We start from the raw sequence: 20420 nt of genomic DNA on the forward strand, positions 1-20420 counted from the left end.
ACGCCCCCGAAACGAAAAAGGCCCCGCCGAAGCGAGGCCCGAAAGGCTTGGGAATGGTCGAGATCGTCAGTAGCGGAAGGCCGTGTTGAACGCGCCGTAGGGCGTCCCGTACTGGTTCTGCTGGCCGTTCTGGCCGCCGGTCATCGGGTTCTGCCCCGAGAAGGCAATGCCCGACTGCGGACCCATCAGTCCATTCGCCCCGAAGGCCGCGGAGTAGATCGAGGGCGACAGGCTGAGGTCGTTGTAGCCGGAGCGGAGGATCGAGGGATCGTTCGCGGTGTTCTCGCGGCCGAACCCGAGGGCCGTTCCGGGTGTGCCCCAGGATGCCCCGGCAACCGGCATCTGGCCGGCGAGGACGTTGGGCATTTCCATGCCGCCCGTCGAGAACCCGGCATTGCCGCCGGCCGTCTGGGTCTGTCCGAACAGGGTGTTGGGAACGTTCTTGCCCGAGGGGTTCCGAGTCTGCTGCCACTGGTCGTAGGTCTGGGGGGCGGTGAAGGAGGGGAAGTCGGACTGCGTGACAGGCTGCGGCGTGCCTGGGCCGGAGAGCCCATAGACCGGGTTGACGCCCGAAACCGGATTGATGGCCATGTTCGGGTTCGCCTCAACGCCCTGTTGCCGCGCCTGCCGAAACGGCTCGGCAAGATCGTTGATTGTTGAGCCCGGCGCGCCGATAGAGCCAGTGGGCGCGCTATAGAACCCCTGCTGCTCGGGCGTCATGTCCTCGAACTGAATCACATCACCAATCTGACGCCCGGCACTTGTCGGCAAGCCGCCGAAGCTCGCGACGCGCACGGATCCGGTCACCGGGTCGTAGTTGGCCGATCCGTTGTAGTTCGTCCCCGAGTTGGCAAAGCTATTCCCGCCCCCGAAATCCGCGGCCTGCCCCGTCGAGGCATCAACCCATCCGTTCTCGGTATAGATCAGGTCCGCGAACATCGGCGCCCCGGTGGACGGGTTGCGGAGGTTCCGCTGCCCCACGGTGAACTGTGACGGGTTCCGCCCGCGGGACGCCATCGCCATCATGGCGCGCTGTCGAAGGGAGGGATCGGCGTTCATCGCGGCGTTCGGTATCACCGCTTCACCACGGGCGAGGTGGGAGAGACCCGCGCGACCGGGCGCGGGACCGGCGCGCATCAGGCTACCGATGCCGGCACGGTTCATCATGGGCAGGCACTCCTATGTCGGGTATCCTCCGCCCCATGGACGGAGACGGGACCGGCTGCGACTTCCTTGCCGGGAAGGATGCGAATTACGTCCGGGCTTGGAACGAGGCAGTCGCGACGATCGCGCGGGCGTTCTCAGCCGCTGCGGAGAAGAACCCGGACGCTCCGAAGTTCCCTGTTCGTTCTAAATGAGGTATAAATAGCGAAGCCGGCGAGCGTTGGAGCGCTGCGCCGGCTTCTGACCAACCGTCATGTGGAGCATGACCGAGATGGCTTCCGATTCCATACCCGAAGAGTGGCGCCCCGTGGAAGGCTGGCCTTACGAGGTCAGCAATCTTGGGCGAGTCCGCCAAGCGCTCAATGCCACCCCGAGGCCAGGGAGACGGCCAGGGCGCGTAGTCCAGAACTGCATCGGCCGGAATGGATACCCGGTCGTGTGCCTGCACGACGGGAAGCGCCAGAAGCTGGCTCTAGTTCATCGGCTTGTCGCGCTCGCCTTTCTCCCGCCGCCGCGACCCGACCAGATCGACGTGGCGCACGGAGATGGGGACCCATCGAACCCACGGCTGTCGAATCTCCGCTGGGCCACGCGGAAGGAGAACCACGCGGACATGATCGCGCATGGGCGCAGCACCCGTGGCGAGAAAAATGCTCGCTCGAAACTGTCTGCCGCCGACGTCCGCACCATCCGCGCGCTTGCGCCGGCCGCCCCGCGGTATCGCGTGCTGTCAGAGCGCTTCGGAGTTTCGATCCCGACCATCTGCGCCATCGTGCACCGCAAAAGTTGGCAGTGGTTGACGGACTAACCAGCGCTTCGCATGTTAGTGCGGCTCTCGTTAAATACCCTCCCAGGCCCCATAGCGTATTCGAAGACATTGAAGGGCTTGGCGTCCTCCACCCCGTTCGCCGCCGCCACCCGTGACAGCGTATCGTCCTGCGCCCCCGTCAGGTCGTATTCGTTGAGTTCCCAATCGGGGCTGTTCGGGCCGGTGTAGGCGTAGAGATCGCCCGTCGTCAGGCCGGTGCGGAACCACTCCTGCCCGCGCGGGGTCTGCTGTCCGACGTAGCCTTGGATGATCTCCGGAGCCCATGCCCCGGCCTCGGTGTTCGACTGGCCCGAATAGCTGCTGTTCTGCGCCCGGTCCTGCCAGGTGTCCCAGTCGGTCGGCATGGCCTGCGGCGCGTCCCACACTGGCAGGGACTGGGTGCCCTGGTAGCGCGCCATGAGGCCGGGATCGGTGCCGGGGGTGAAGCTGTTCGGCAGGTCCTCCAGCGTGACCGGGAGGCCCATCTGCCCCCGCGCGATCGAGCGCCCGCTGTTCGCGGCGAGGGTCGGCGTCCGGTACGGTGCGCCGCCGACCGACCATGCCGGGATGTTCTTCTTCCACGACATCGAGCCGTAGGACGTGTCGAGGTCATCGACCATCGAAGGGTCACCCCCGGCGTACCATCCACCATCACCGCGATAGAGGTCGGACAAGCCGCGCGCCTCGCCCACCTTCGGCCCCTGGCCGCCATAGAACCCGTCTTGAAGGGAGGTGTATCCCGAGCCCAGCGTGATCGGATGGTCGGTGTTCTGGTTGATGGCGGCCATGATCTTCGCGAAGGCGAGCATGGGGGCGGCATAGCCCGCGGCGGTCATCGCGCCGCCCAGCGCGCCCATACTTGCTCCCGCTCCTGCCGCCCCGGTCAGGCCAGAACCGGCCGCGACGCCTCCACCCTCCATGACGGGCGCCGCCCCGAAAATGCCTTCAAGGCCCAGACTGGTGCCGATCTCGCCCAGGGTCGGGAGACCGAGGCTTTGCCATGACGGAAGCCACGACGTCAGGCTCGAATACGTCTCTGGCGCCAGGGCCTGAAACCCGAGCCGGCCAAGTTTGAGCGCGTCCAGCACCGGGAAGCCCCCCTCCGGTGCCAGACGCGCCCCAGGCGCCAGGTCTCCGATCCCGTAGGAGCCGGAGTCCGCGCCACTCGATCTCGCCCAATCATCGAAGGACTGCGGTGCGGGGACGTACATCGGCAGCCCTCCTGTGCTATGTTGCGTTGATGAATCCGACGCATTCGGGTTGCTTCGACGACACGATCATCGCCGGGGAACCGGGGCCGCTGCTCACGGCAGCGGAGGCATGGAACGTCGTCGAGGAGCTGGATCAGGAAACGACGGCGCGGTCGGTCACTCTTCGCCAGTCCGTTCCGTCGTTGAACGCCAGCACCGCCCCGCCGGTCTCGTCGATCACGTAGATGATGCGCTTCGTCTCGGTAGGGCTCGGGAGCGTGTCCACGGTATAGGCCCGGACGGGCGAGGCGTTGATATCGGCCACGATCCCAGACAGGGCGGTTTCCACCTGCTGCGATAGCTGTCTCGCCCACTGCTGGATTTCAGCGGGGGACGTGCCTTGAAGGGGTGCAATCCGGATGCGGCTCACATCCCCTCCCCTTCGCCGTCCATGTAGAGAGAACCGACCCCGGCACCCGCCATGGGCGCCATGATCCCGTACTTCCGCAGAATCTCGATCAGCTTGTCATCGAACACGACGTAGTTGCGGGAGCCGTCGCCGGCTGCGCGGGATCCCGCATCGAGGTACTTGATGCCGGGGATGCCCCGCTCTCGCAGCGCAGAGGCCGCGGCTCTCTTGTCCATAAAGTCGCCAGGGACCAGCCTGGAGCTCTCGTAAATCTGCCCTCCGGTCCACTCCGGCTTCATGTCTGCCAGCGCCGCCCGCGCCTTGTCACTCTGAGCACTCAGCGGCGCATCCCAATCCAAGAACTGCTTCGGGTCCGCGTGGATGTTGACTTCGTACATGCGGCCGGGGGTCTCGGGCGGCGCCCGCTTCATCCGGTCGAGCGCGATCTGCATATCGGACACTCGTTCAAACCAGGGGAAATCGCCTGCCTTGAGCGCGTCCACGCGCTGGCGTGCCAGCCTTTCCCCGACCAAGTCAGCCGCGTCTGACGCGGCAACAGGAAGCGTCGATTGCCGCGCAACTTGCTGGTACGATTCGTCAAGCATTCGGTCCAGATCGTCCAGCCCGGTCGAGAATGTCGGCTTAGCCAAAGCGGCCCGATAGCTCCGCGCCACCCCTTCGTTCTCTGCGAAATACAGCCCATGGCCGTATGCCTGCGCCCCCTCCCCCGTTCCGATCTTCGACATATCGAACCTGTCGAAGTCATGCGGGGAGCCGTGGTAGGCGCGGATCGGCTTGATGCTCCCGAGGAACTGGCCGAAGTCCAGCGCCAGCGACTGGTTGAGCGCGTTCGCCGTCGCCATGTCGCCCCGGCGCATCGCCTCCCGTGCGGCAACCGCGCGCTCGTTGATCGTCGGGCCGAAGACCGTGCCCAGCATCTCGGAATAGCGGTCGTAGAGGCCCTTGTCGGGGTCGTAACCGGCCCCTTCGATCTGTTGACGACGACGCGCTTCAAGCAGCGCCGTCGCGTCGCCCATCGGGTCGGGAAGGGCGCCCAGACCAACGGTCGGCACCAGCGCGGAGATACCAGCACCGTCCATCGATCATCTCCGCCCCGCCGTAGAGACGTTCAAACGCAATGCCCCAAGCCGCCAGTGATCGTCCACGCCGTCCGAGCGGATTTCGATCGCCATCTGCCGGCCCTCGAAACGGGTATCCACCCGCCGCGTCGTCGGCGTGACCATCAAGGCGTCCTTGGTCCGCAAGGTATCCTGTGGGTATCGGCGATAGGAGCAGATCAGGTCGCACGATCCGGACAGCACGAAGTCGGTCACCACGCTGTCCACTCTCAGAACCCGGTCGCCGTCGTCGATATCCAGGGGCGCCGATTTCACATAGGCGGTGAGGGGATCGTCCCCCGCGTTGTGGCCGATTTCATGCCACCAGAACACGCCGTCCCAATCGACCCCGATCGGCCTGTCGAAAATCCCTCGATCCAGCATCGCGGTGCGCTGCATCGTGCCCGTGAACCAGATCTTGTCCACGAACTGGAAGGCAACATAATCGGAACAGTCGTCCTGCCCGGTGCGGGGGAAGAACCACCAGATTTCATTCCGCGCGATATTCGGAGCGCAGTAGACCTCTTCCCAGTCCACCCGCTCCAACAGCCCCTGGACGTACTGCTGCACGGGGTTGGGCGCGAGTTGGAGGGGAAGCGCCCCTTCGTAGAGGTAGAACGCTCCGTTGCGCGCCATCCAGAACGTCGACCCATCGACGACGGCAGCCGCATTCGGGCCGATCAGGCCGCAGTTGTTCCCGATCAGGGTGAACTCGAACGGAATGTCGGCGTCGCCCGGCCGGAACACCATCGAATACAAAGCTGTATCCGACCAGATCAGGCTTTCGCCCTTCGCCGGCTTGCCCGTGACGATGAACCCGCCCTCGCTGAGCCGCTGGTTGCCGGCGTAGTTCGCGGACTGCGGAACCCAGGTCGTGTTGTCCGCCACGTCCGACCATGCCACCAGCATCGGGTCGAACGTGCCCTCCTGATCCGACCCCAGGGCAACCATGATGTTCTCGGCCGTCACCATCACCGCGTTGACGCGGCGTGGCGAACCGGACACCACCTGCGCCGTCACGTCCTCGTCGAGGCGCCATTCCCTGATCTGCCCAAATCGGGGATTGGCGATACCGTACTGCCCCCATTTTCCGAGGGACCATGTGCGCGGATAGATTTCCGTCGCATCGGCGGGATCGGACCATCCGCCACCCTCGGCGCGGGGATCGGACCATCCGCCCGCGCCCCATCCGGGACCGCCTGAGCCGTGCTCGTTCTCCGGCGCTTCCTCTTCCCCGAAGGGTGACGTGAGGGCCGCCCATCCCGACGTTCCGGCCGTGCCCGTAGTCGTGACCAGAGCGCCGTTCTCGCCCCCGGCGACCCATCGGCCCGAGGTATTGTTGATGACAGCGTAGAGGGCTTGGGACGCGGTCGTGGTGGCGACCTGCGTCCACGACGACGGCGAGCCTCCTGACGCCGTGGCGAGCTTTCCGTTGTCGCCCGCAGCCATCCAATAGGTCGTGCCCCCGGTGTTGTAGGCGGCCACGTCCCAGATCGTTTCGTCGACCGGCCCCCAATCGACCGCGCCGCCGGATGCGTCGGCCCCGGCAATGACCAAGTTGCCTGCCGCGCCCAGTGTCTGCGCCGCGCAGATCGCATCCCGGTCCTCGGCATATCCGACTTCGACGTTGGTCGGGACTGCGGTCGATGCCGCGACCTGCGTGATCTCCCGCCACCGCTTGATCGAGGTCACGGTGGAGTTGTTCGGCCCGGTGATCGCCTCGGTGGTCACCTCGTTCCGGGTTGTCGTGCCGGAGATCGTGAACGACACCCCTGACAGGTTGCCGGACGAGTAGATCGTGACGTAGCGGCCGGCCAAGAACGAGGACTTCTGCAACGTCATGTTGCTGGGAACCGCGGTCCCCGCCGTCATCAACCGCGCCCGCTCGCCGGCCGCGATCCATGTCGTGGTGTCGTGGTTGTATTCGAGGGTCCAGAACGCGGCGTCCGAAACGCCTGTGGACACCACAGACCACGTCGTCGTCGCGATCACACCAGCCGACGCGACCCCGGACAGCCGGCGGACCTTTCCATCGCCACCGCAGGCCAGCCAGCAATAGGAGGCACCGAACGCCTGTTGGGTATGCTGAACGTCGTAGATGTCGGAGACGCCGAAGTCCGGTGCGGCGGTGGTGAACGTCTCCAGGTCTGTCGACGTGACCATGACGCCGCCCTGACCGGCCAGAACCCAGGTCGAGGAACCGTCATACTTAACGGCGTAGATCGTGGCGCGGGACCGGGTGCCGATGAAGGCATTGATCGTCCCGATTTCCCACGAGGACAGATTTGTCGATTTGCCGATCTGGGCATGGTCGCCGACGATGACCCACGTCCCGTTGCCGTAGGCGCAATCCCGGATGACGGAGGTTCCGAACCCGATATCCGAAAGGATCGTCCAGCTCGTGCCGTCGATCGAGTAGGCCGCTTCCCCGCCCTCGCCTACGGCAAGCCAGCTACCATTACCATAGCACAAAGAGCGAACGCGCCCCAGTCCCGTGATGTTGTAGAGCGTGTCGGTATCGGTGACGTAGAGGTCGGTATGGGTGCCGGCCATGAGCCAGCGATTGCCGGTGTTGTCGGACCACGCAAAGAGGCCCCGGCACTTCCCGGAGACGGCGGCCGACTGCTGGCGCTGCCATCCTCCCAGCTTTTCCGCAAAGCCCCGGTAGAACCGCACCTTGTCGCCGTCGACCCAGGTTCCCTCGGCGGAATATTCGGTATCGTCCCGCACCATGCCGGGGCGGAACTTGAGGGAGGCGAGTTTGAACGGCATCAGGTCGTGCGGGCGCGGATGCCGAAGAACCGGACAACCCCGGCGTCGAAGTTGCCAGAGCCACTTAGCTGGAGAGACACCCCGTCAACAGCACCCCCGACGTATGCGAACGTGCCCATCCGCGGATACGTCCCGCCGGAGGTCGCAACGCCGGTATAGCGCCCGAGCATGTAGCCGGAACTGTTCGGTCGCGCGAAATCAACCCACGCGGTGAAAGAATGGCTCGCGCCAACCGCCGGGCACAATTCGGCATAATGCTGCGTCGCCTCAGTGCCAGCGGGCGTGGCATACGCGGTGAAAGCGGCCGACCGCATCTCGACGGTGCCGCCAGAGTCCACCGACCCGCTCCTATACGGATACAGGTACAGAGACCGATTGGACCCGTTGTCGTGCGAGAGGTCTTGAACGTGAATTTGCCCACCGATGATCTCAGGATCGTCATAGAAAACGCTGTCCTGATACAGGTCGATTGCGGTCGAAGAGGCCGCTTTCTCGCCGAAGAAGACCAGGCCGGTGCGGCGCGTGGTCGTGAATGCCGTTCCCGTGCAGTAGACGTCGAACTCTTCGCCCGCATAGGCGATGACCTGCGCCTGCCCGTCGATCAGTTCCGACGAGTTCGGATTGATGATCAGATAGAACAGATCGTTGTAGTCGCCGACGCACTGGATCGTGCATCGCCACCCCGCCCCGAGAGTTGCGGCAGCGGTCGTGCCCAGCGTGACCCCGGAGGCCGTGACGCGGACGATGTTCCGGTCATCCGAAGCGACCAGCGTGTCGTTGGCCGACACGTTCCGCAGCGTCGAGCCGGCCGACGCCCAGGACAGATCGCCGCGGAGGTAGGTCGAGGAAGAAGCCGACCCCGAACCGAGTTCCGCCGCCACGATCTTCGACGGGCTCAGGATGATCCATCCCGTCCCGTTGCAGATCAGGTGGACGCACTGGTACTGGGCGAGGGACTTGTTCGCCGACCCGTTGATCGTCTCCGAACCGTCGCCGTCGACGACGACGGTTCCCGAGCCCGAATTCAGCACCCGGACGTTGAACCCGTTGCCGGCTGTCGCCGCAGCGGGAAGCGTCAGCGCAAACGTGCCCGAGGTGCAGTCGATCAGCCCGCCATTGTCCGTCAACTCGACCGTGTCGTTGGTTGTCACGGTCCGGCGGACGATCGTTGAGGACGTGATCGAGGGGCCGCCGGCAACGGAGATCGACCATGCCGAAAACGTCCCCGAGCCCACCGCATCCGTCACGGTGATGTTGAGCGCGGTCCCCGAATACGCCGTCGTGATGGCGTCCATGTAGTAGTTCGCGGGGTCCGAAGTCCGGGCGATCCGCAGAGGCGTGCCGGGCGTGAACGCCTTGCCGCTCTCCGCCGTGACATAGCTCTGGTTGGTCCCGGCGACGGCGATGGCGTTGGACGTGCTCGACGAGGTGTAGAACCCGCCGGCCGATACCGCGCCCAGTTCCGCCTGCAACAGGGTATCGTTGACCAGTTCCATGTTCTCGACGTTCGTGCCGTCGCAGAACAGGCCATAGACCCCGCCCGAGGCCGGAAGGGCGATCCCCGTCCCCGCCGAGGTCTTGATCGTCATCGCGTACCCGCCCGTGGTCAGGTTCTCGAAGAACCACCACCCCTGACGGCTCGGGACGATCACGTTTCCGGCAGCGGAGCGCGACCCGGTCAACCGAACCATCGCCCTGCGCGTGTCGTTGGCGACGAACTGGGTATCGTCGAGCGTGATATCGCCCGAGGCCGCGCAGGAATACGGATAGACCGACTTCGTCATCTGCTCGATGAGTTCGAGGTTGTTGTCGGTCTTCGTGCCCCAGGTCGCGGCGTTCTCCCCCGTCGCCTGGTCTTCGAGCTTCGCGATGGGCGTTGCGGTACTCGGCATCAGCTACCCCCATCCTGCGGCGCGGCGCTGCGGGCGCGGACGCCCATCGGCACCGGGAAATCACCCTGGTTGTCGGTCGAGAACCCGGAATAGAGCGCGCGGTAGTCGTCGCGCTCGTTGAGGCCGTGGCGCTTGCGAATGTCGTTGACCGCCCGGCCGAAATAGCCGAGCCACATCCGCACCTCGTCCGGGTAATCCTTCCACCCGAACGCCTCGACCATCAGCGCGTATTGCAGCGCATTCGGCGCGTAGTCGGTGAACCAGTTCGATGTGATCGAGCCGGATAGGTACGGCAGCTTCCGCGCGTACCAGATCGTGTAGCTGTATGCCTGATCCGGGGTCGGGGCGACGCGCATGCTCGACGGCCCGCTCTCGGCGTAGTACCGCGGCGCCGCCTGGGCGGTGTTCGTCGGGTACATCTCTTTGAGGACGGTCACGTCCCGGCGCTCGAGGAGGCGGATCGAACTGGAAACCGTGATCTCAACCGAGCGGAAGAAGATCGCGTCGGCGGGACGGGACAGGCTGGCCGAGCCCGCGGTGAGCGTTCCCGAGACCGAGGTCTTGAACTGCTCCAGTTCCGCGAACGCATCGGAGCAGCGGTCCTGCGCGCGCTCCAGGAGGGTCGGCAGGACGTCCGCGAACTCGTCGGACTCGTCGTTTGCCCACCCTGGCGCCGCGGAAATTATGGACGAATACGTCATTGCCATGGGCTAGTCTCGTCTCGGTCGGGCGAGGATGACGGGCTTGGGATCGCCGCCGGTTTCCCGGGGCCAGATACCCTGCGGCTGCGGCTCGTCGAGGCAGGAGTGGCAGACGTAGAGCCCGGTCCACACCAAGCGGGGGCCGCGGTACTCCATCTGCTGGTGCATCTTGTTCGGCCGCACCTTCCGGGCGCAGCGCGGGCACTGGTTCCAGTTCGGCTTGTCGTTGCGGATCGCGGCAAGCTGGGTCGCCACCCATGCGATCGGCCGGGCGATCATGGATTGCGTCGCGGCGAGGCGCTTGGAAATGGTCCGCCGGATCGAGGCCGTGGCCGTAAGCGAGGCGGACAGCGTGCGATAGAACAGCCGGATCGTGGTCAGCGAGGCGGTCATCGACGCCGTCGCGGTCAAATGCACGATCGCCGTCTTGACCCGCTGCATCGATGCCGTGAGGGACGTGGACGCCGAGAGCGTCTTGGATACCGTCTTGCGGACCGAGGCCGAGGCGGAGAGCGTGGCGACGAGGCGGACGGGGAAGGCGCGCGCCAGAAATGCCGTCGTCCCGAGGGTCGCGGAGAGGGCCTTGCCGATGGTCTTGCGGATTGCCGCGGTACCCGTCAGCGAGGCGGAAAGGCCCTTCGCGACCTCTTTGCAGATCGATGTGGTGAGGGTGGCCGAGGCGGTCAGGACGCGCGAGAAAATGGTGTTGGCTGTCAGGCTCGCGACCGCCGCCACGGTCGCCGCGAGACCCTTTGACACCCTCCTGCGGATGCTGGCCGACCCGGTTATGGACGCGGACAGGGATTGCGACAGCGTCCCGTTGAACTCCAGGACTGCAATCGAGGCAAACGCGACCGTCGTTGTGTTGACGCCCTCCGATTTTCGTCGCAGATCGAATGTGATCGACGACGATGCGGAAGTTGGCTTATAGCCGATCAACCCTGCGGAGGTTGTGAGCGTGCTGAATGCCTCGTGTACGCCCTCGATCACCTGCGTTCCGGCGTCGCGGAACTCGATATACGAACTCTCGGTCGCCGAGCTGTCCGTGACAGTGGACGCCGCGATCACTACGGTATCTCGCTCGTCCGCCTCCAAGCCCGTCGCGGTAAGCGTCTCGGTGGTGGTGTAGCTGGTGTTCGTGCCGCCGTCCGCAGCGTCGTCCTGAGTATTTTGGATGCCGGGTATCGTGTCGACCCGAATAGCGACGATGCATGCCGCCAACAGGTTTTGTGCGGCCCCGCTTGGGGAGCGCCATCGGAGCCGCGCCGTCTGAGAGGACGCGGCAAGTCCGTTCTCGCGCCAGACCGCCGACCACGGCTGATAGACGCCGCCGTATGGAATCGCAGATGTGATCGTGTTGACCGATGTCCCGCCCGGCGTTTGGAGCTCGATTTCCGTGCCGCCATTCGTGATGGCGGCGGACGCAACGAACAGATAGTCCCCGGTCGAGCTTGGGGTGAACGTCGTCGCGACAGCATCGACGAACGACGTGGAACTGGTGACTTGGTTGTTGACGGAAGCGGCGCCCGAATCGTCCGAGGTTAGCCCCAAAATCAGCAACCGGACATTTTTGATCTTTGGCGTGCCTGTCCCGCCGACGCGAACAAACTCGACATAGAACGTTCGCGAGGCGGTGGCAGCCGCGGTATAGAGGCTGACGTTTCCGCCCCACGCGTAGTCCGTCGTATCCCGCGCTTTGAACTGGTTCAGCCCGAGGTTCACGCCGCCGGTGCCGTCGATACACCGCATGCGCCCGGTGCTGGACGTATCGTCACATCCGGCCTGATAGGACCAGATCAGTGCGTAGGTCGTGCCGTTGACGAGGCTCGCGGTAACGGACGCCTTCGTGACCGCCGAGCCGGTCGACGTGCTTTCGCTCAGGTCCTCCGCGTAAGCGACGAGGCGACGCGCCACCCCCGATCACCCATAGACGACGTCGAACGTGAACGCGATGGCGTCATTCGCCGCCAGACCGACCCCGGTGAAATCCCCGTACATGTAGAGGTTCCCCGCCCCGATCGTCGCCGCGTCATGCAGCCCGGCATTCGTGACCGTCCCCGAGCCCGACGCCGTATAAGTCGCCGTCACCCGGTAGGTGTCCCCGGTCACGTTCGTCGAATAGGAGGAACTCGATCCCGTGATCCGCGTCCCGGCGGTAGCCGAAAGATCGGACGCGGTTTCGGTGAACAGTCCGGTTGCCGTTGTCGTTGCGGTGCCGGCCCCCGTTCCCCATCCAACATAGAGGGGTTCGGTTCCCGTGCCCCGGAGGCGGTTGACTGCAACGGCGCGTCCGGCCGTGGTTACGACTGTCGCCATGGCAGGATTCTCCTGATCGCGCGGCGGACCCTGTAGGCCCAGCGGTAGAGCGGATTGCGGTGGTAGAAGGTGACGACGCCGAGGTCCTCGACGCGGCCGTTCGCCCGGATGACCGTGACCCGGATCGAGGCGGACTTCGCACCAACCGGCGCGACCATCTTCGTCATCGCGGCTTTCCGTAGTTCGGAGGGAAGATCGGATAGGGGTCGCCCAGCGGCGGGTTCACGAACTTGATGTCGACCCGATCGAGGCATTCCCGGCAGACCAGCCATCCCGTCCAGGTCAGCGCCCGGTCGGCGGCCTGCATCTGCTTTTCCAGTTCGTCGTGATGGAACTCGCCGCCGCAGCGGTCGCATTCGGCCTTGGGGCCGCGGAACTTCATGGCCGCCAGTACGCGGAGAAGTCGCCGAAAATCCGGGTCGGAACCCGTTCGCGATCCTCGTTCTGCGCCCGGACCAGAAGGCCCTCGTATTCCTGGCGGAGGTATTGGAGTTTCCCGCCGTCGACCGTGGGACGGACCTTCCCGAGCTCGTATGCCATCCCCGCCACGAATGCCGGCAGGAACCGATCCGGGATCGCGATGTTCTCCGCCGCCGAGGTCACGTCCTCGGTGCGCTGGATGTACCAGTAGTACAGGCTTTCCGTCGACGAGGTGTCGGGCGTCGGCCAGACGATGATCCGTGCCCCATCGACCTCGCGGAGCACGACATAGGACGACGGCCTGCCCTCCGTCCCCTTGTTCGACAGCGCCGCATATTCCGAACGGGATAGCCGCCCCATCGTGAGGTCGATATCATCACCCGAGCTGTCGTCCCGGAACGCAACCTCCGTCACGTCGATGCAATCGTCCGGTAGGGAATAGGTCGATACTCCGGACGACAGGACCATCGTCGTCGAGACGCACTGCCAGAGATTGAGGGAGCGGTTGGACCAGTCCATCAGGATACGGTTCGCCGCCCTGCGGCCGTACCTGTGCAGCCATGCGTCCCCGGGCTCGCCCCCGGTCATGGCAATGGCGTCGTCCATGATCTCGGCCAGGTCGAGCGTCCAGGTGCGAAGGCCGGAAGTGGACATTCCTACCTCACCCGTTCCACGGAGGCGCCAGCTTGTACGGATCATTGGACGGCAGCATGTCGGTATGACCGAACGTCCACGCCATCCACGCCTGCGTTCGCTCCCGGTCGCCCTCGCCCATGTAGTAGCCGAGGCACTTGACCACCATCGCCGGCTGTCGGGCTCCGGTATCCGGTGCGTTGCCGATATTGAGGACGGCGTGGCCGCTCAACCGCCCGTCGAGCGCCGCGGCCGATCCCGTGGTCTCGCGCTGGACGCCATTGCGCCAGATCGTGACCGCCTTCGACGCAGTGTCGATCCGGACATAGACCAGTTGCATCGCGGTCAGCGTGGCCACGGAGCAGTCGATCTGCACCCGCTCCGTCGTGCCGGCCGCGGTATTGGCAAACACCCGCAACTGCGCGTTGGACGCCGCGAACAGACCCCATCCGGGCCCGCCGACCGGGTCGCCGGCGCAGAGGATCGCGTCCGTGGTCGTGGTCGAGGAAACCGAGAACAGGCCGAATATATCGACGACGTCAGAAACGCCCGGCTGGATGTCGTAGACCAGCGCCGCGTTTTCGCCGCTCGGCGTGCCGTGGAAATAGCCGTCGTTGAGCGTCGTCAGCGTCCGGCCGGAAAGATGGATGCCCTCCGCGGCATCGAAGCCCGGCAGGCTGTATTCCGCGACGATCCGATCCTCGTCGAGATCGACGACGACGACACCGCCATCCGATCCGTTCGTGCCCCACGACACATAGACGAGATCGTAGGTGGAATCGTAGAAAAGCTGATCCCAGGTCGAGGCCCCGGCGTCGTAGGCCGCATCCTCGGCGCCGGCCATGGTGATCCGGCTCACACCGGAGGTAGTGCCGACGTAGAGCATGTCGCGACCGGCGTCGTAGGCAAGGCCGTTGGGCGCGGTGAACGCGATGTCGTCGTCGTCCAGCAGCGTGCCGTCCGTCTGGATGTGGCGGACCAGGTTGCCGGACAGGTCCGAGAACCAGAGGGTATCGTCGGACGTGTCGTAGGCGACGCCCTGGACGCTCTCGATCCCCGGATAGAGCGGCGCCAGGAGGATTTCTCCCAGCTTGGTCGAGAAGTCCGCCGACATATGAACCAGCGAAGGCGCATAGGTGAGGTCGCCGTCGAGGTTCCGGCCATCATTCCCGCACCACCAAGTCCCGTCCGGCGCCCGGACAAGCCCCGTGCAGGTGAACCCTTCCCCGGTGTCCCCACCACTGGCGTCGGGCAGCGCATAGGTCGCGATCTTGGTGCCGGTGAGGCGCGTCCGGCTCAGGCTGTCGTTGCTGCCATCGAACGAAACCTGACCGCTGGATGCGGTCGGACGGTTGTCGGATGTCGATTGCGCAGGAGACGTCCCCGGGTCGGCCTCGGACGGCCATGATGCGACTGCGCCATCCGCAAGCGATCGGGCGTCCCAGAGATCGACGGCCGCGGCGTCCCGGAGGGGCGACCATGCGTATGTCCCAGCGGTCCTCGCAACATCCCGCGTGACGGCCCGGGACAATGTCCGCAGCATCAGCCGTTGACCTTCACGGTTGCGTTCGCGTTGGTCCCGGTCTTGATGACGCGGATATACCGCCACGGTCCGGCGATCAGCGCAGACGCCGCCGTGGTGCCGGTCAGCGTCGCCGCCGTGACGTAGGTCGTGTCGTCGATGGAAACCTGGATGGCGAGGCTGTCCGAAGCGTTCATCGCGGCGACGACGGCCCGCGTGCATTCGCCGAGATCGTCCCGGTAATCGAGCTCGTATGCCGACCCGGTCGCCGCGGCATCGTCGTCATAGATCGTCTTGGTGGAGAAGATGCGCGGCATCTGTAGACCTCCCAGATCGACGAGAAGGGCCGCCCGAGCGGACAGCCCTCCCCTATCAGCCCGAATACTGGGCGGTTCCGAACAGCCCGTCCGTGGTGTCCGGGTCGGCCGAGAACACGACCATGTCCAGTACCTTCGTCGCGTCCGCAGCGGACTGGACGGAATAGGTGCCCCGGACGTCGCCCGACTTCGCGGACCCCGTGCTGTCGGCGGCGGTGAACCCCGACGATGTCGTCGTCAGCGTGCCGTCCCACCAGATCAGGACGTCCGAGCGCTTCGCCACCTTCAGCGGGAACCCGAAACGGTCCCCGGTGCCGATCGCGATCAGCGTCGAGACGACGGCGGTGTCGACCGAGACCTGCGTAACCGTCTTGAACGCCTTGGGCGAGGTCGTCGCCGCGGCATTCGGGCCGGTCGTGGTCCAGACCAGCGTCTGGCCGTAGGCATCGGTTCCCGTGATCGTGATGTTGACCGGGCTGTCGTCGCCGGTCGAGGTCACGGTGACCGCGCGCGGGACATCGAGCGTTGCCACACCACCTGAGGCGAGCGTGCCATTGATGGTGAGGTTTCCCGCCGCCGCGGCGGACTGGGTCGCACAAACCGCGCCCGTGACGATCGCCGTGGGCGTGATCGTGTATCGCTGCCCAACGACCACGTCGAGGCCGCGGACCCCATAGCGGGACCCTCGACCTTCGGCGCGGCCGACGCGCAGGTCAGAGAAATGCGTGACGTTCGGCATTTGATTCCCCTTTCGTCAAGAACGAGAGGGCGGAGCCGAAGCCCCGCCGCCGTCGTCAGGCGCCGGCAGAGCCGTAGATGCCCAGGGGATCGGAGAAGCCGAAGCTGTACCGCTCCGAGAAGTTCACCTTCATGCTGAAGGTGTCCTCGTCCTCCGTCATCCGCTTCTTCATGCCGGAGCGCTTGAAGTGGATCAGGGAGTGGTCGACGTCGGTGCGGATGAACCACGCGTCCGGGTCCGTCAGGTACTGGTTCACCATGTACCCTTCGGGGATCATGTTCGACGTGACGAGGAAGTTCACGTCGTTGTTCGCCGTGTCGACCCGAAGCTGGGTCTTCAGCAGCCGCTCCGCGGTGCTCATGAGCGCCGGGGGAACGATAAGCTGGCGCGGACGGGCCGCGAACAGCTTGCCGCCCGAATCCTTCCAGGCCGCGAGTGCGACATACATCGCGTCGAGCGCGGATTCCGACAGATCGACGGAGGCCGTGTTCGAGTTGGTGTAGACGCCGACCGGATGGTCCGTCGCGCAGAGCGCCTTGCCGTCGCCGCCGGCATAGGAACCGGCCGTGAAGGCGTTGTTGAGGACCGAGGCGCCCTTGATCTCCTTGGTGATCGCCATGGATCGGCCGATCGCCCGGGCGTAGCGCATCGCGCCGCGCTCGTAGAGATTGTCCTCCATCGCCTCTTCGGTGATGATGAAGCCCTTCGCCACCGTCGTATGCTGATAGCGAACGGTGTACTCTTCACCCCACTGCTCGTAGGTGACGGACGAACCCTCGGCCTTGTCCGAGGCGAGCCCCGGGGCGCCGAGCTTGACGTCCTCTTCCCAGGCCCGGTCCGAAGACATGACCTGGAAAATCTTGTCCCAGGTCTTGGGAACCTGGTTGTAGCTGTCGCCGAACAGCGCGTTGATCCCAGGGACCAACTGCTTGGCGATGAGGGCACGATTGATTGCCATCTCTCAGCCCTCCCTTAGATGCCGGTCGTGGTCTTGTAGAAGTGCTCGTTGATGAGCACCTCGACCTTGGCGTAGGCGCCGACCTCGTTGTCCGCCCGCGGAACGAATCGGAGGACGCGGAGGTTGGCCGTCGCCGTGGTGCAGGTGGAGGTGTCGACCTCCTCCTTGCTGAGACCCGTGATGGTCGATCCGGTGTGGGTCGAGACGAAATCGGCGTTGGTGCCGATGTCCGCCTGAGCCGGCGTGGCGCTGTCGCTGTCCTGCTGCATCTCGAAGATGACATCCGTCGCGTCGATGACGCGGGCTTTTGCCCCTTCCGAGTTGAACGTGGACGTCGAGGCCGGCCAGTACGGCGAAAACGTCGGCTTGCCATTGGCGTCGACGTAGTCGCAGCCCTGGAAGACGCCGAGAATGGTGTTGCCGGCGGCGGCCAGCTCGACATAGCCGGTTGCCGTCATCTTCACGAAGTCGCCGAAGTAGATGGTGGTGTTGTAGGCGTTCGCGATCTTGTATTCGTTGAACGCGCCGTTGTACGGCGAGCCGTCGAGATGCTTGATCGGAACCGCCCCACGGGGTGCGTCGGTGTTCGCCATTTTGGCGCTCCATCGCTAGGGGTGGAGCGCGTCACGAAACGGGGCGAGCGGCGTTGCTACCCGAACTGTGCGGGTCGTCGGACGCGCTGAACGGTGGTGAAGTGTTCCGAGTGATCCGAGAACGGCATGGCCCGCTCTTGCGGGATGTCGACCGCCTGATGGGCGCCGACGTTCTGCCGATGGGCGAGGTCCGCGTAGTGACGATTGCGCTGCTGCACCAGCGTCGCCGAGACACGCATCAGCACGAGGTCGCCCTTGTGCGTCACCACGTCGTCAGGCGCCACCGCAGCGGCGGCGATCATGTTCTTGAACGGCGGAAACTCGGGATACTCGGAGTATCGGGCCGGACGGTATCCTGTGCCGACGCGGGACCGATATTTCGCCTCGTCCTTCGAGACCCAGCGCAAGTGCTCGCCCGCGCTGGCCGGAGGGGTCATGGCGTTGATGTCGTTGGGATCGCGGAACAGAACCTCGTCGAGTTCCATCGCTTCGCGGTCGGACATGGTGCGGTCGGAAAGGGACCGCTCGTCGCGCTGTTTCATCTCGTGTTCTCCTTCACCGCCCGGCGCCCGACGCCTGCTTCTCGCGGGCGTAGGACTTCGGGTTGATGCCGTGCCGTTCGCAGAAGATCATGTCCTCGGCGGTGAGGGTGATCTGTCTGGTCTGTCGTGGCGAGCTGGCGGAAGGACGGGATACGCCGGCAACAGCGAAACCGGCGGCCCGGGGCGCCCCACCCGGTCGGACCGGGTTGACGGGGCGGAAATCTGGGTGAATGGCCCGAAGGCCGGCGTTGATGCGCTCGATATATTCCGGATCGTCCGGGGTGAATCCCTGCGATTCAAGACGCTGAGCGATGGCACGGGCGTCGGCGAGGCGTTCGGGGCGCTCGTCAAGCCAGTCCGAGTGCGCGTCGGCCCACTTCTGCGCGTTGGGATGCAAACGCGGCGGAGGCTGCATCGGTTGCCGCATCTGCGGCGGCGGCATCATGGGCTGCTGCGGCATCTGGGGCCGCTGCTGCTGCATCATCGCCCGGCGCTGCGCGATCTGGTGCAACTCCGGCCCTAGCTGCATCATGGTCGTGTCGATCCGCGAGATGTCGTCGGATCGGCCCTCGTCCATGGCTCGGCGTTTCTCGACGGTAAGCTGCTGCTGCACCGCCTGGAGATACATGAAGCGGTTTTCGACCGCCTGCGCCTCCAACTGCGCCCGCGCCATCGCCAGCGTCTGCCGTTCGTGGGCAAGCTGTTGGTTGTGCTGGTGCAGCGCATGCGCGGCGGCAATGGCCTGGTCGCGTTCCTGCCTCAGCCGCTCGCGGACGCGCGCGGATCGGCTTTTCGGGCCGCGCGGCTCTTCCTGTGCGTCTTCGGCGTCGCTAGGTTCTGCGGCGTCGTCACCCCCCGGCACACCGTCATCGCCCTCCACGGGCGGTTTTTCGGGCTCCGGTGGGGTATCCGAAACGACGATCTCGAAATCGCCGCCGGTATCGTCGGAGTCACTGCCGATGGGGACGGAATCCGACCCCTTCGGAAGGTCATCCTTCCGTTCGAATTCGCTCAACAGACTGTCCTTCGGGTTTGGCCGGAATTATGCGGGCCGGCCGGGCCGCTAGAAGCGCTTGTGGATCAGGTGTATCGCGGCGGCGCCGATCCCGAGTGCAACCAGAACCGCGACGACGGACAGGAACGCCTTGATAGTGACCGGGTCGACGGCCATCAGTACGAAACCGGCTCTTTCGGGCCCCAATTGCCAAGAATGCGATCGTCATGGACGAAGGCAAATTCCTCGCGGTCAGTGCCGATATGGACGCGGCGCTCCTGGTAGCGGTTCCACTCGACCCAGTCGCCGATCTTGCAGTAGGGGCCGGTCGGGAACCGGGGTGACCCGTCTTGATGGTTGCCGGTGAATGCGTCGGGACCGAGGGCGACGACGAGGCCACGGGCGGATTTCGCCTCCGCGGCCTCCTTGCTGTCGTCGGGCAGGAAAATGCCGCCCTTGGTCCGCTCCTTGGCCGGCTGCATCTTGACGAGAATCTGGTAGCCGCAGGGCTTGATGGGGAGGTCAGTCGTCATCGCGACCGTCCTTCCACCCGTCGCGATAGCCGGCCCGATAGCCTTCTCGATAAGCGTCGCTGTCCTCGGGCGATGACAGGCCGTTGCTCACGGCAACAGTCGCGGTAAAGACGCCGCCCGCGCCCTGAAGCGCCTTCGTCCAATCGTCTTTCCAGCCCCACCATCGCGAGGCGCTGGTCCCCGACAAAGCGTCAGTATCAATCACCCACGTCCCCCATGGGGCATGATCGTCAGCCACGGCTCTGATCCTCCTGGCGGATCGTGTGGGCCTGCCCGCGGCCGATAACCGCGCCATACATGCGTGCCGCGTCGGCGTTCTGCTGTGCTCGGATTGCGGCCTCTGCCATCGAGAAGTCATGCTGAGGCACGGGAGGGTCACCGAATGTCCAGACTCCAGTCCCAACGCCCGCACGCAACCCGTGCCGATCGAGCGCCTGCGCCGTGGGTCCGGGTGCCAGCTTCACGTCCGGGACGAACCCGGTCTTGACGTATTTCACCAGCTCCTCAGCGGCGAACGGAACGGCATCCGCATAGATGAGGCGTGTATTCAGCAAGTGCGCCACGATGTGATAGCGCAACTCGGCATCGGGCGACAGCCCGGATGGGACTTCATTCATCAAAGGGGTTTTCCGTCACCGCCCTGAGGGCTTCCTTCGCGGCTTTCAGGGCGGCGGTGTAGGCGCGAAGTTCTCCGACCAGTTCCCGATATCGGGCGTGATCGTCTACGCCGCGGGTAATCAGGAGCGTGGTGCGGTCGATCAGGTTGTGAAGTTCGGCTTTGAAGATGTCGATGACGTGG

24 protein-coding genes are annotated in these 20420 nt (G+C 65.2%); 1 reads left to right on the top strand and 23 read right to left on the bottom strand.

Going from position 1 to position 20420, the window contains the following annotated elements; all coding sequences use genetic code 11:
* Positions 1-66: 66 nt before the first annotated feature.
* Positions 67-1167, bottom strand: a complete 1101-nt coding sequence (locus IPK85_02140; protein MBK8246197.1) for a hypothetical protein — start codon at positions 1165-1167, stop codon at positions 67-69.
* A 268-nt stretch (positions 1168-1435) separates the two neighbouring features.
* On the opposite strand from IPK85_02140, the gene IPK85_02145 reads away from it, so the two are divergent.
* A complete protein-coding gene (locus IPK85_02145) occupies positions 1436-1972 on the top strand; it encodes an HNH endonuclease (protein MBK8246198.1) in 537 nt (178 codons plus the stop codon).
* Here the strand turns inward: IPK85_02145 and IPK85_02150 are convergent.
* The 22 genes from IPK85_02150 to IPK85_02255 all read right to left on the bottom strand — a co-directional run.
* Positions 1969-3183 carry a hypothetical protein gene (locus IPK85_02150; GenBank protein ID MBK8246199.1) on the bottom strand — a complete coding sequence of 405 codons (1215 nt, stop codon included), beginning with the start codon at positions 3181-3183 and terminating at the stop codon, positions 1969-1971. The two genes, IPK85_02145 and IPK85_02150, sit on opposite strands and share 4 nt — an antisense overlap.
* Positions 3184-3316: 133 nt before the next feature.
* Positions 3317-3592, bottom strand: coding sequence for a hypothetical protein (locus tag IPK85_02155; GenBank protein ID MBK8246200.1), 276 nt, complete (start codon positions 3590-3592; stop codon positions 3317-3319).
* A complete protein-coding gene (locus IPK85_02160) occupies positions 3589-4671 on the bottom strand; it encodes a hypothetical protein (GenBank protein ID MBK8246201.1) in 1083 nt (360 codons plus the stop codon). The genes IPK85_02155 and IPK85_02160 overlap by 4 nt, the downstream gene beginning before the upstream one ends.
* A 3-nt stretch (positions 4672-4674) precedes the next feature.
* On the bottom strand, positions 4675-7461 hold the full coding sequence (locus IPK85_02165; GenBank protein ID MBK8246202.1) for a hypothetical protein: 2787 nt from the start codon (positions 7459-7461) through the stop codon (positions 4675-4677).
* Positions 7461-9353: a hypothetical protein gene (locus IPK85_02170; GenBank protein MBK8246203.1), complete on the bottom strand. Its 1893-nt coding sequence runs from the start codon at positions 9351-9353 to the stop codon at positions 7461-7463. The genes IPK85_02165 and IPK85_02170 overlap by 1 nt, the downstream gene beginning before the upstream one ends.
* Positions 9353-10060 carry a hypothetical protein gene (locus IPK85_02175; protein MBK8246204.1) on the bottom strand — a complete coding sequence of 236 codons (708 nt, stop codon included), beginning with the start codon at positions 10058-10060 and terminating at the stop codon, positions 9353-9355. The genes IPK85_02170 and IPK85_02175 overlap by 1 nt, the downstream gene beginning before the upstream one ends.
* Before the next feature lie 3 nt (positions 10061-10063).
* Entirely contained in the window at positions 10064-11968 is a 1905-nt protein-coding gene (locus tag IPK85_02180) for a hypothetical protein (GenBank protein MBK8246205.1), read from the bottom strand.
* Between the two features lie 6 nt (positions 11969-11974).
* Complete coding sequence (locus IPK85_02185; protein MBK8246206.1) at positions 11975-12370, bottom strand: hypothetical protein; 396 nt, start codon at positions 12368-12370, stop codon at positions 11975-11977.
* On the bottom strand, positions 12355-12537 hold the full coding sequence (locus tag IPK85_02190; GenBank protein MBK8246207.1) for a hypothetical protein: 183 nt from the start codon (positions 12535-12537) through the stop codon (positions 12355-12357). Before IPK85_02190 ends, IPK85_02185 begins: the two co-directional genes overlap by 16 nt.
* Positions 12534-12752 carry a hypothetical protein gene (locus IPK85_02195; protein ID MBK8246208.1) on the bottom strand — a complete coding sequence of 73 codons (219 nt, stop codon included), beginning with the start codon at positions 12750-12752 and terminating at the stop codon, positions 12534-12536. Before IPK85_02195 ends, IPK85_02190 begins: the two co-directional genes overlap by 4 nt.
* Positions 12749-13444 carry a hypothetical protein gene (locus tag IPK85_02200; GenBank protein MBK8246209.1) on the bottom strand — a complete coding sequence of 232 codons (696 nt, stop codon included), beginning with the start codon at positions 13442-13444 and terminating at the stop codon, positions 12749-12751. The genes IPK85_02195 and IPK85_02200 overlap by 4 nt, the downstream gene beginning before the upstream one ends.
* Positions 13445-13451: 7 nt before the next feature.
* Entirely contained in the window at positions 13452-14537 is a 1086-nt protein-coding gene (locus IPK85_02205) for a hypothetical protein (GenBank protein ID MBK8246210.1), read from the bottom strand.
* Between the two features lie 428 nt (positions 14538-14965).
* The gene (locus tag IPK85_02210; protein ID MBK8246211.1) at positions 14966-15262 is read right to left on the bottom strand and encodes a hypothetical protein; all 297 of its coding nucleotides are present in this window, start codon (positions 15260-15262) and stop codon (positions 14966-14968) included.
* 55 nt (positions 15263-15317) lie between these two features.
* Positions 15318-16001, bottom strand: coding sequence for a hypothetical protein (locus IPK85_02215; protein ID MBK8246212.1), 684 nt, complete (start codon positions 15999-16001; stop codon positions 15318-15320).
* 55 nt (positions 16002-16056) lie between these two features.
* Entirely contained in the window at positions 16057-16959 is a 903-nt protein-coding gene (locus tag IPK85_02220) for a Mu-like prophage major head subunit gpT family protein (GenBank protein ID MBK8246213.1), read from the bottom strand.
* Positions 16960-16973: 14 nt separating this feature from the next.
* A complete protein-coding gene (locus tag IPK85_02225; GenBank protein ID MBK8246214.1) occupies positions 16974-17552 on the bottom strand; it encodes a hypothetical protein in 579 nt (192 codons plus the stop codon).
* A gap of 56 nt (positions 17553-17608) precedes the next feature.
* Positions 17609-18094, bottom strand: a complete 486-nt coding sequence (locus tag IPK85_02230; protein ID MBK8246215.1) for a hypothetical protein — start codon at positions 18092-18094, stop codon at positions 17609-17611.
* A gap of 13 nt (positions 18095-18107) precedes the next feature.
* The gene (locus IPK85_02235) at positions 18108-19109 is read right to left on the bottom strand and encodes a hypothetical protein (protein MBK8246216.1); all 1002 of its coding nucleotides are present in this window, start codon (positions 19107-19109) and stop codon (positions 18108-18110) included.
* 155 nt (positions 19110-19264) lie between these two features.
* Positions 19265-19621, bottom strand: coding sequence for a co-chaperone GroES (locus IPK85_02240; GenBank protein ID MBK8246217.1), 357 nt, complete (start codon positions 19619-19621; stop codon positions 19265-19267).
* Positions 19611-19859: a hypothetical protein gene (locus tag IPK85_02245; GenBank protein MBK8246218.1), complete on the bottom strand. Its 249-nt coding sequence runs from the start codon at positions 19857-19859 to the stop codon at positions 19611-19613. Before IPK85_02245 ends, IPK85_02240 begins: the two co-directional genes overlap by 11 nt.
* Positions 19852-20238 (bottom strand): hypothetical protein, encoded by a 387-nt coding sequence (locus IPK85_02250; GenBank protein ID MBK8246219.1) that lies wholly within the window; start codon positions 20236-20238, stop codon positions 19852-19854. Before IPK85_02250 ends, IPK85_02245 begins: the two co-directional genes overlap by 8 nt.
* Positions 20231-20420, bottom strand: a 190-nt coding sequence (locus tag IPK85_02255) for a hypothetical protein (protein ID MBK8246220.1), incomplete at its 5' end; no start/stop codon positions are given. The genes IPK85_02255 and IPK85_02250, both read right to left, overlap by 8 nt.

It is taken from the genome of Gemmatimonadota bacterium (assembly GCA_016712265.1).
Lineage (GTDB): Bacteria > Gemmatimonadota > Gemmatimonadetes > Gemmatimonadales > Gemmatimonadaceae > RBC101.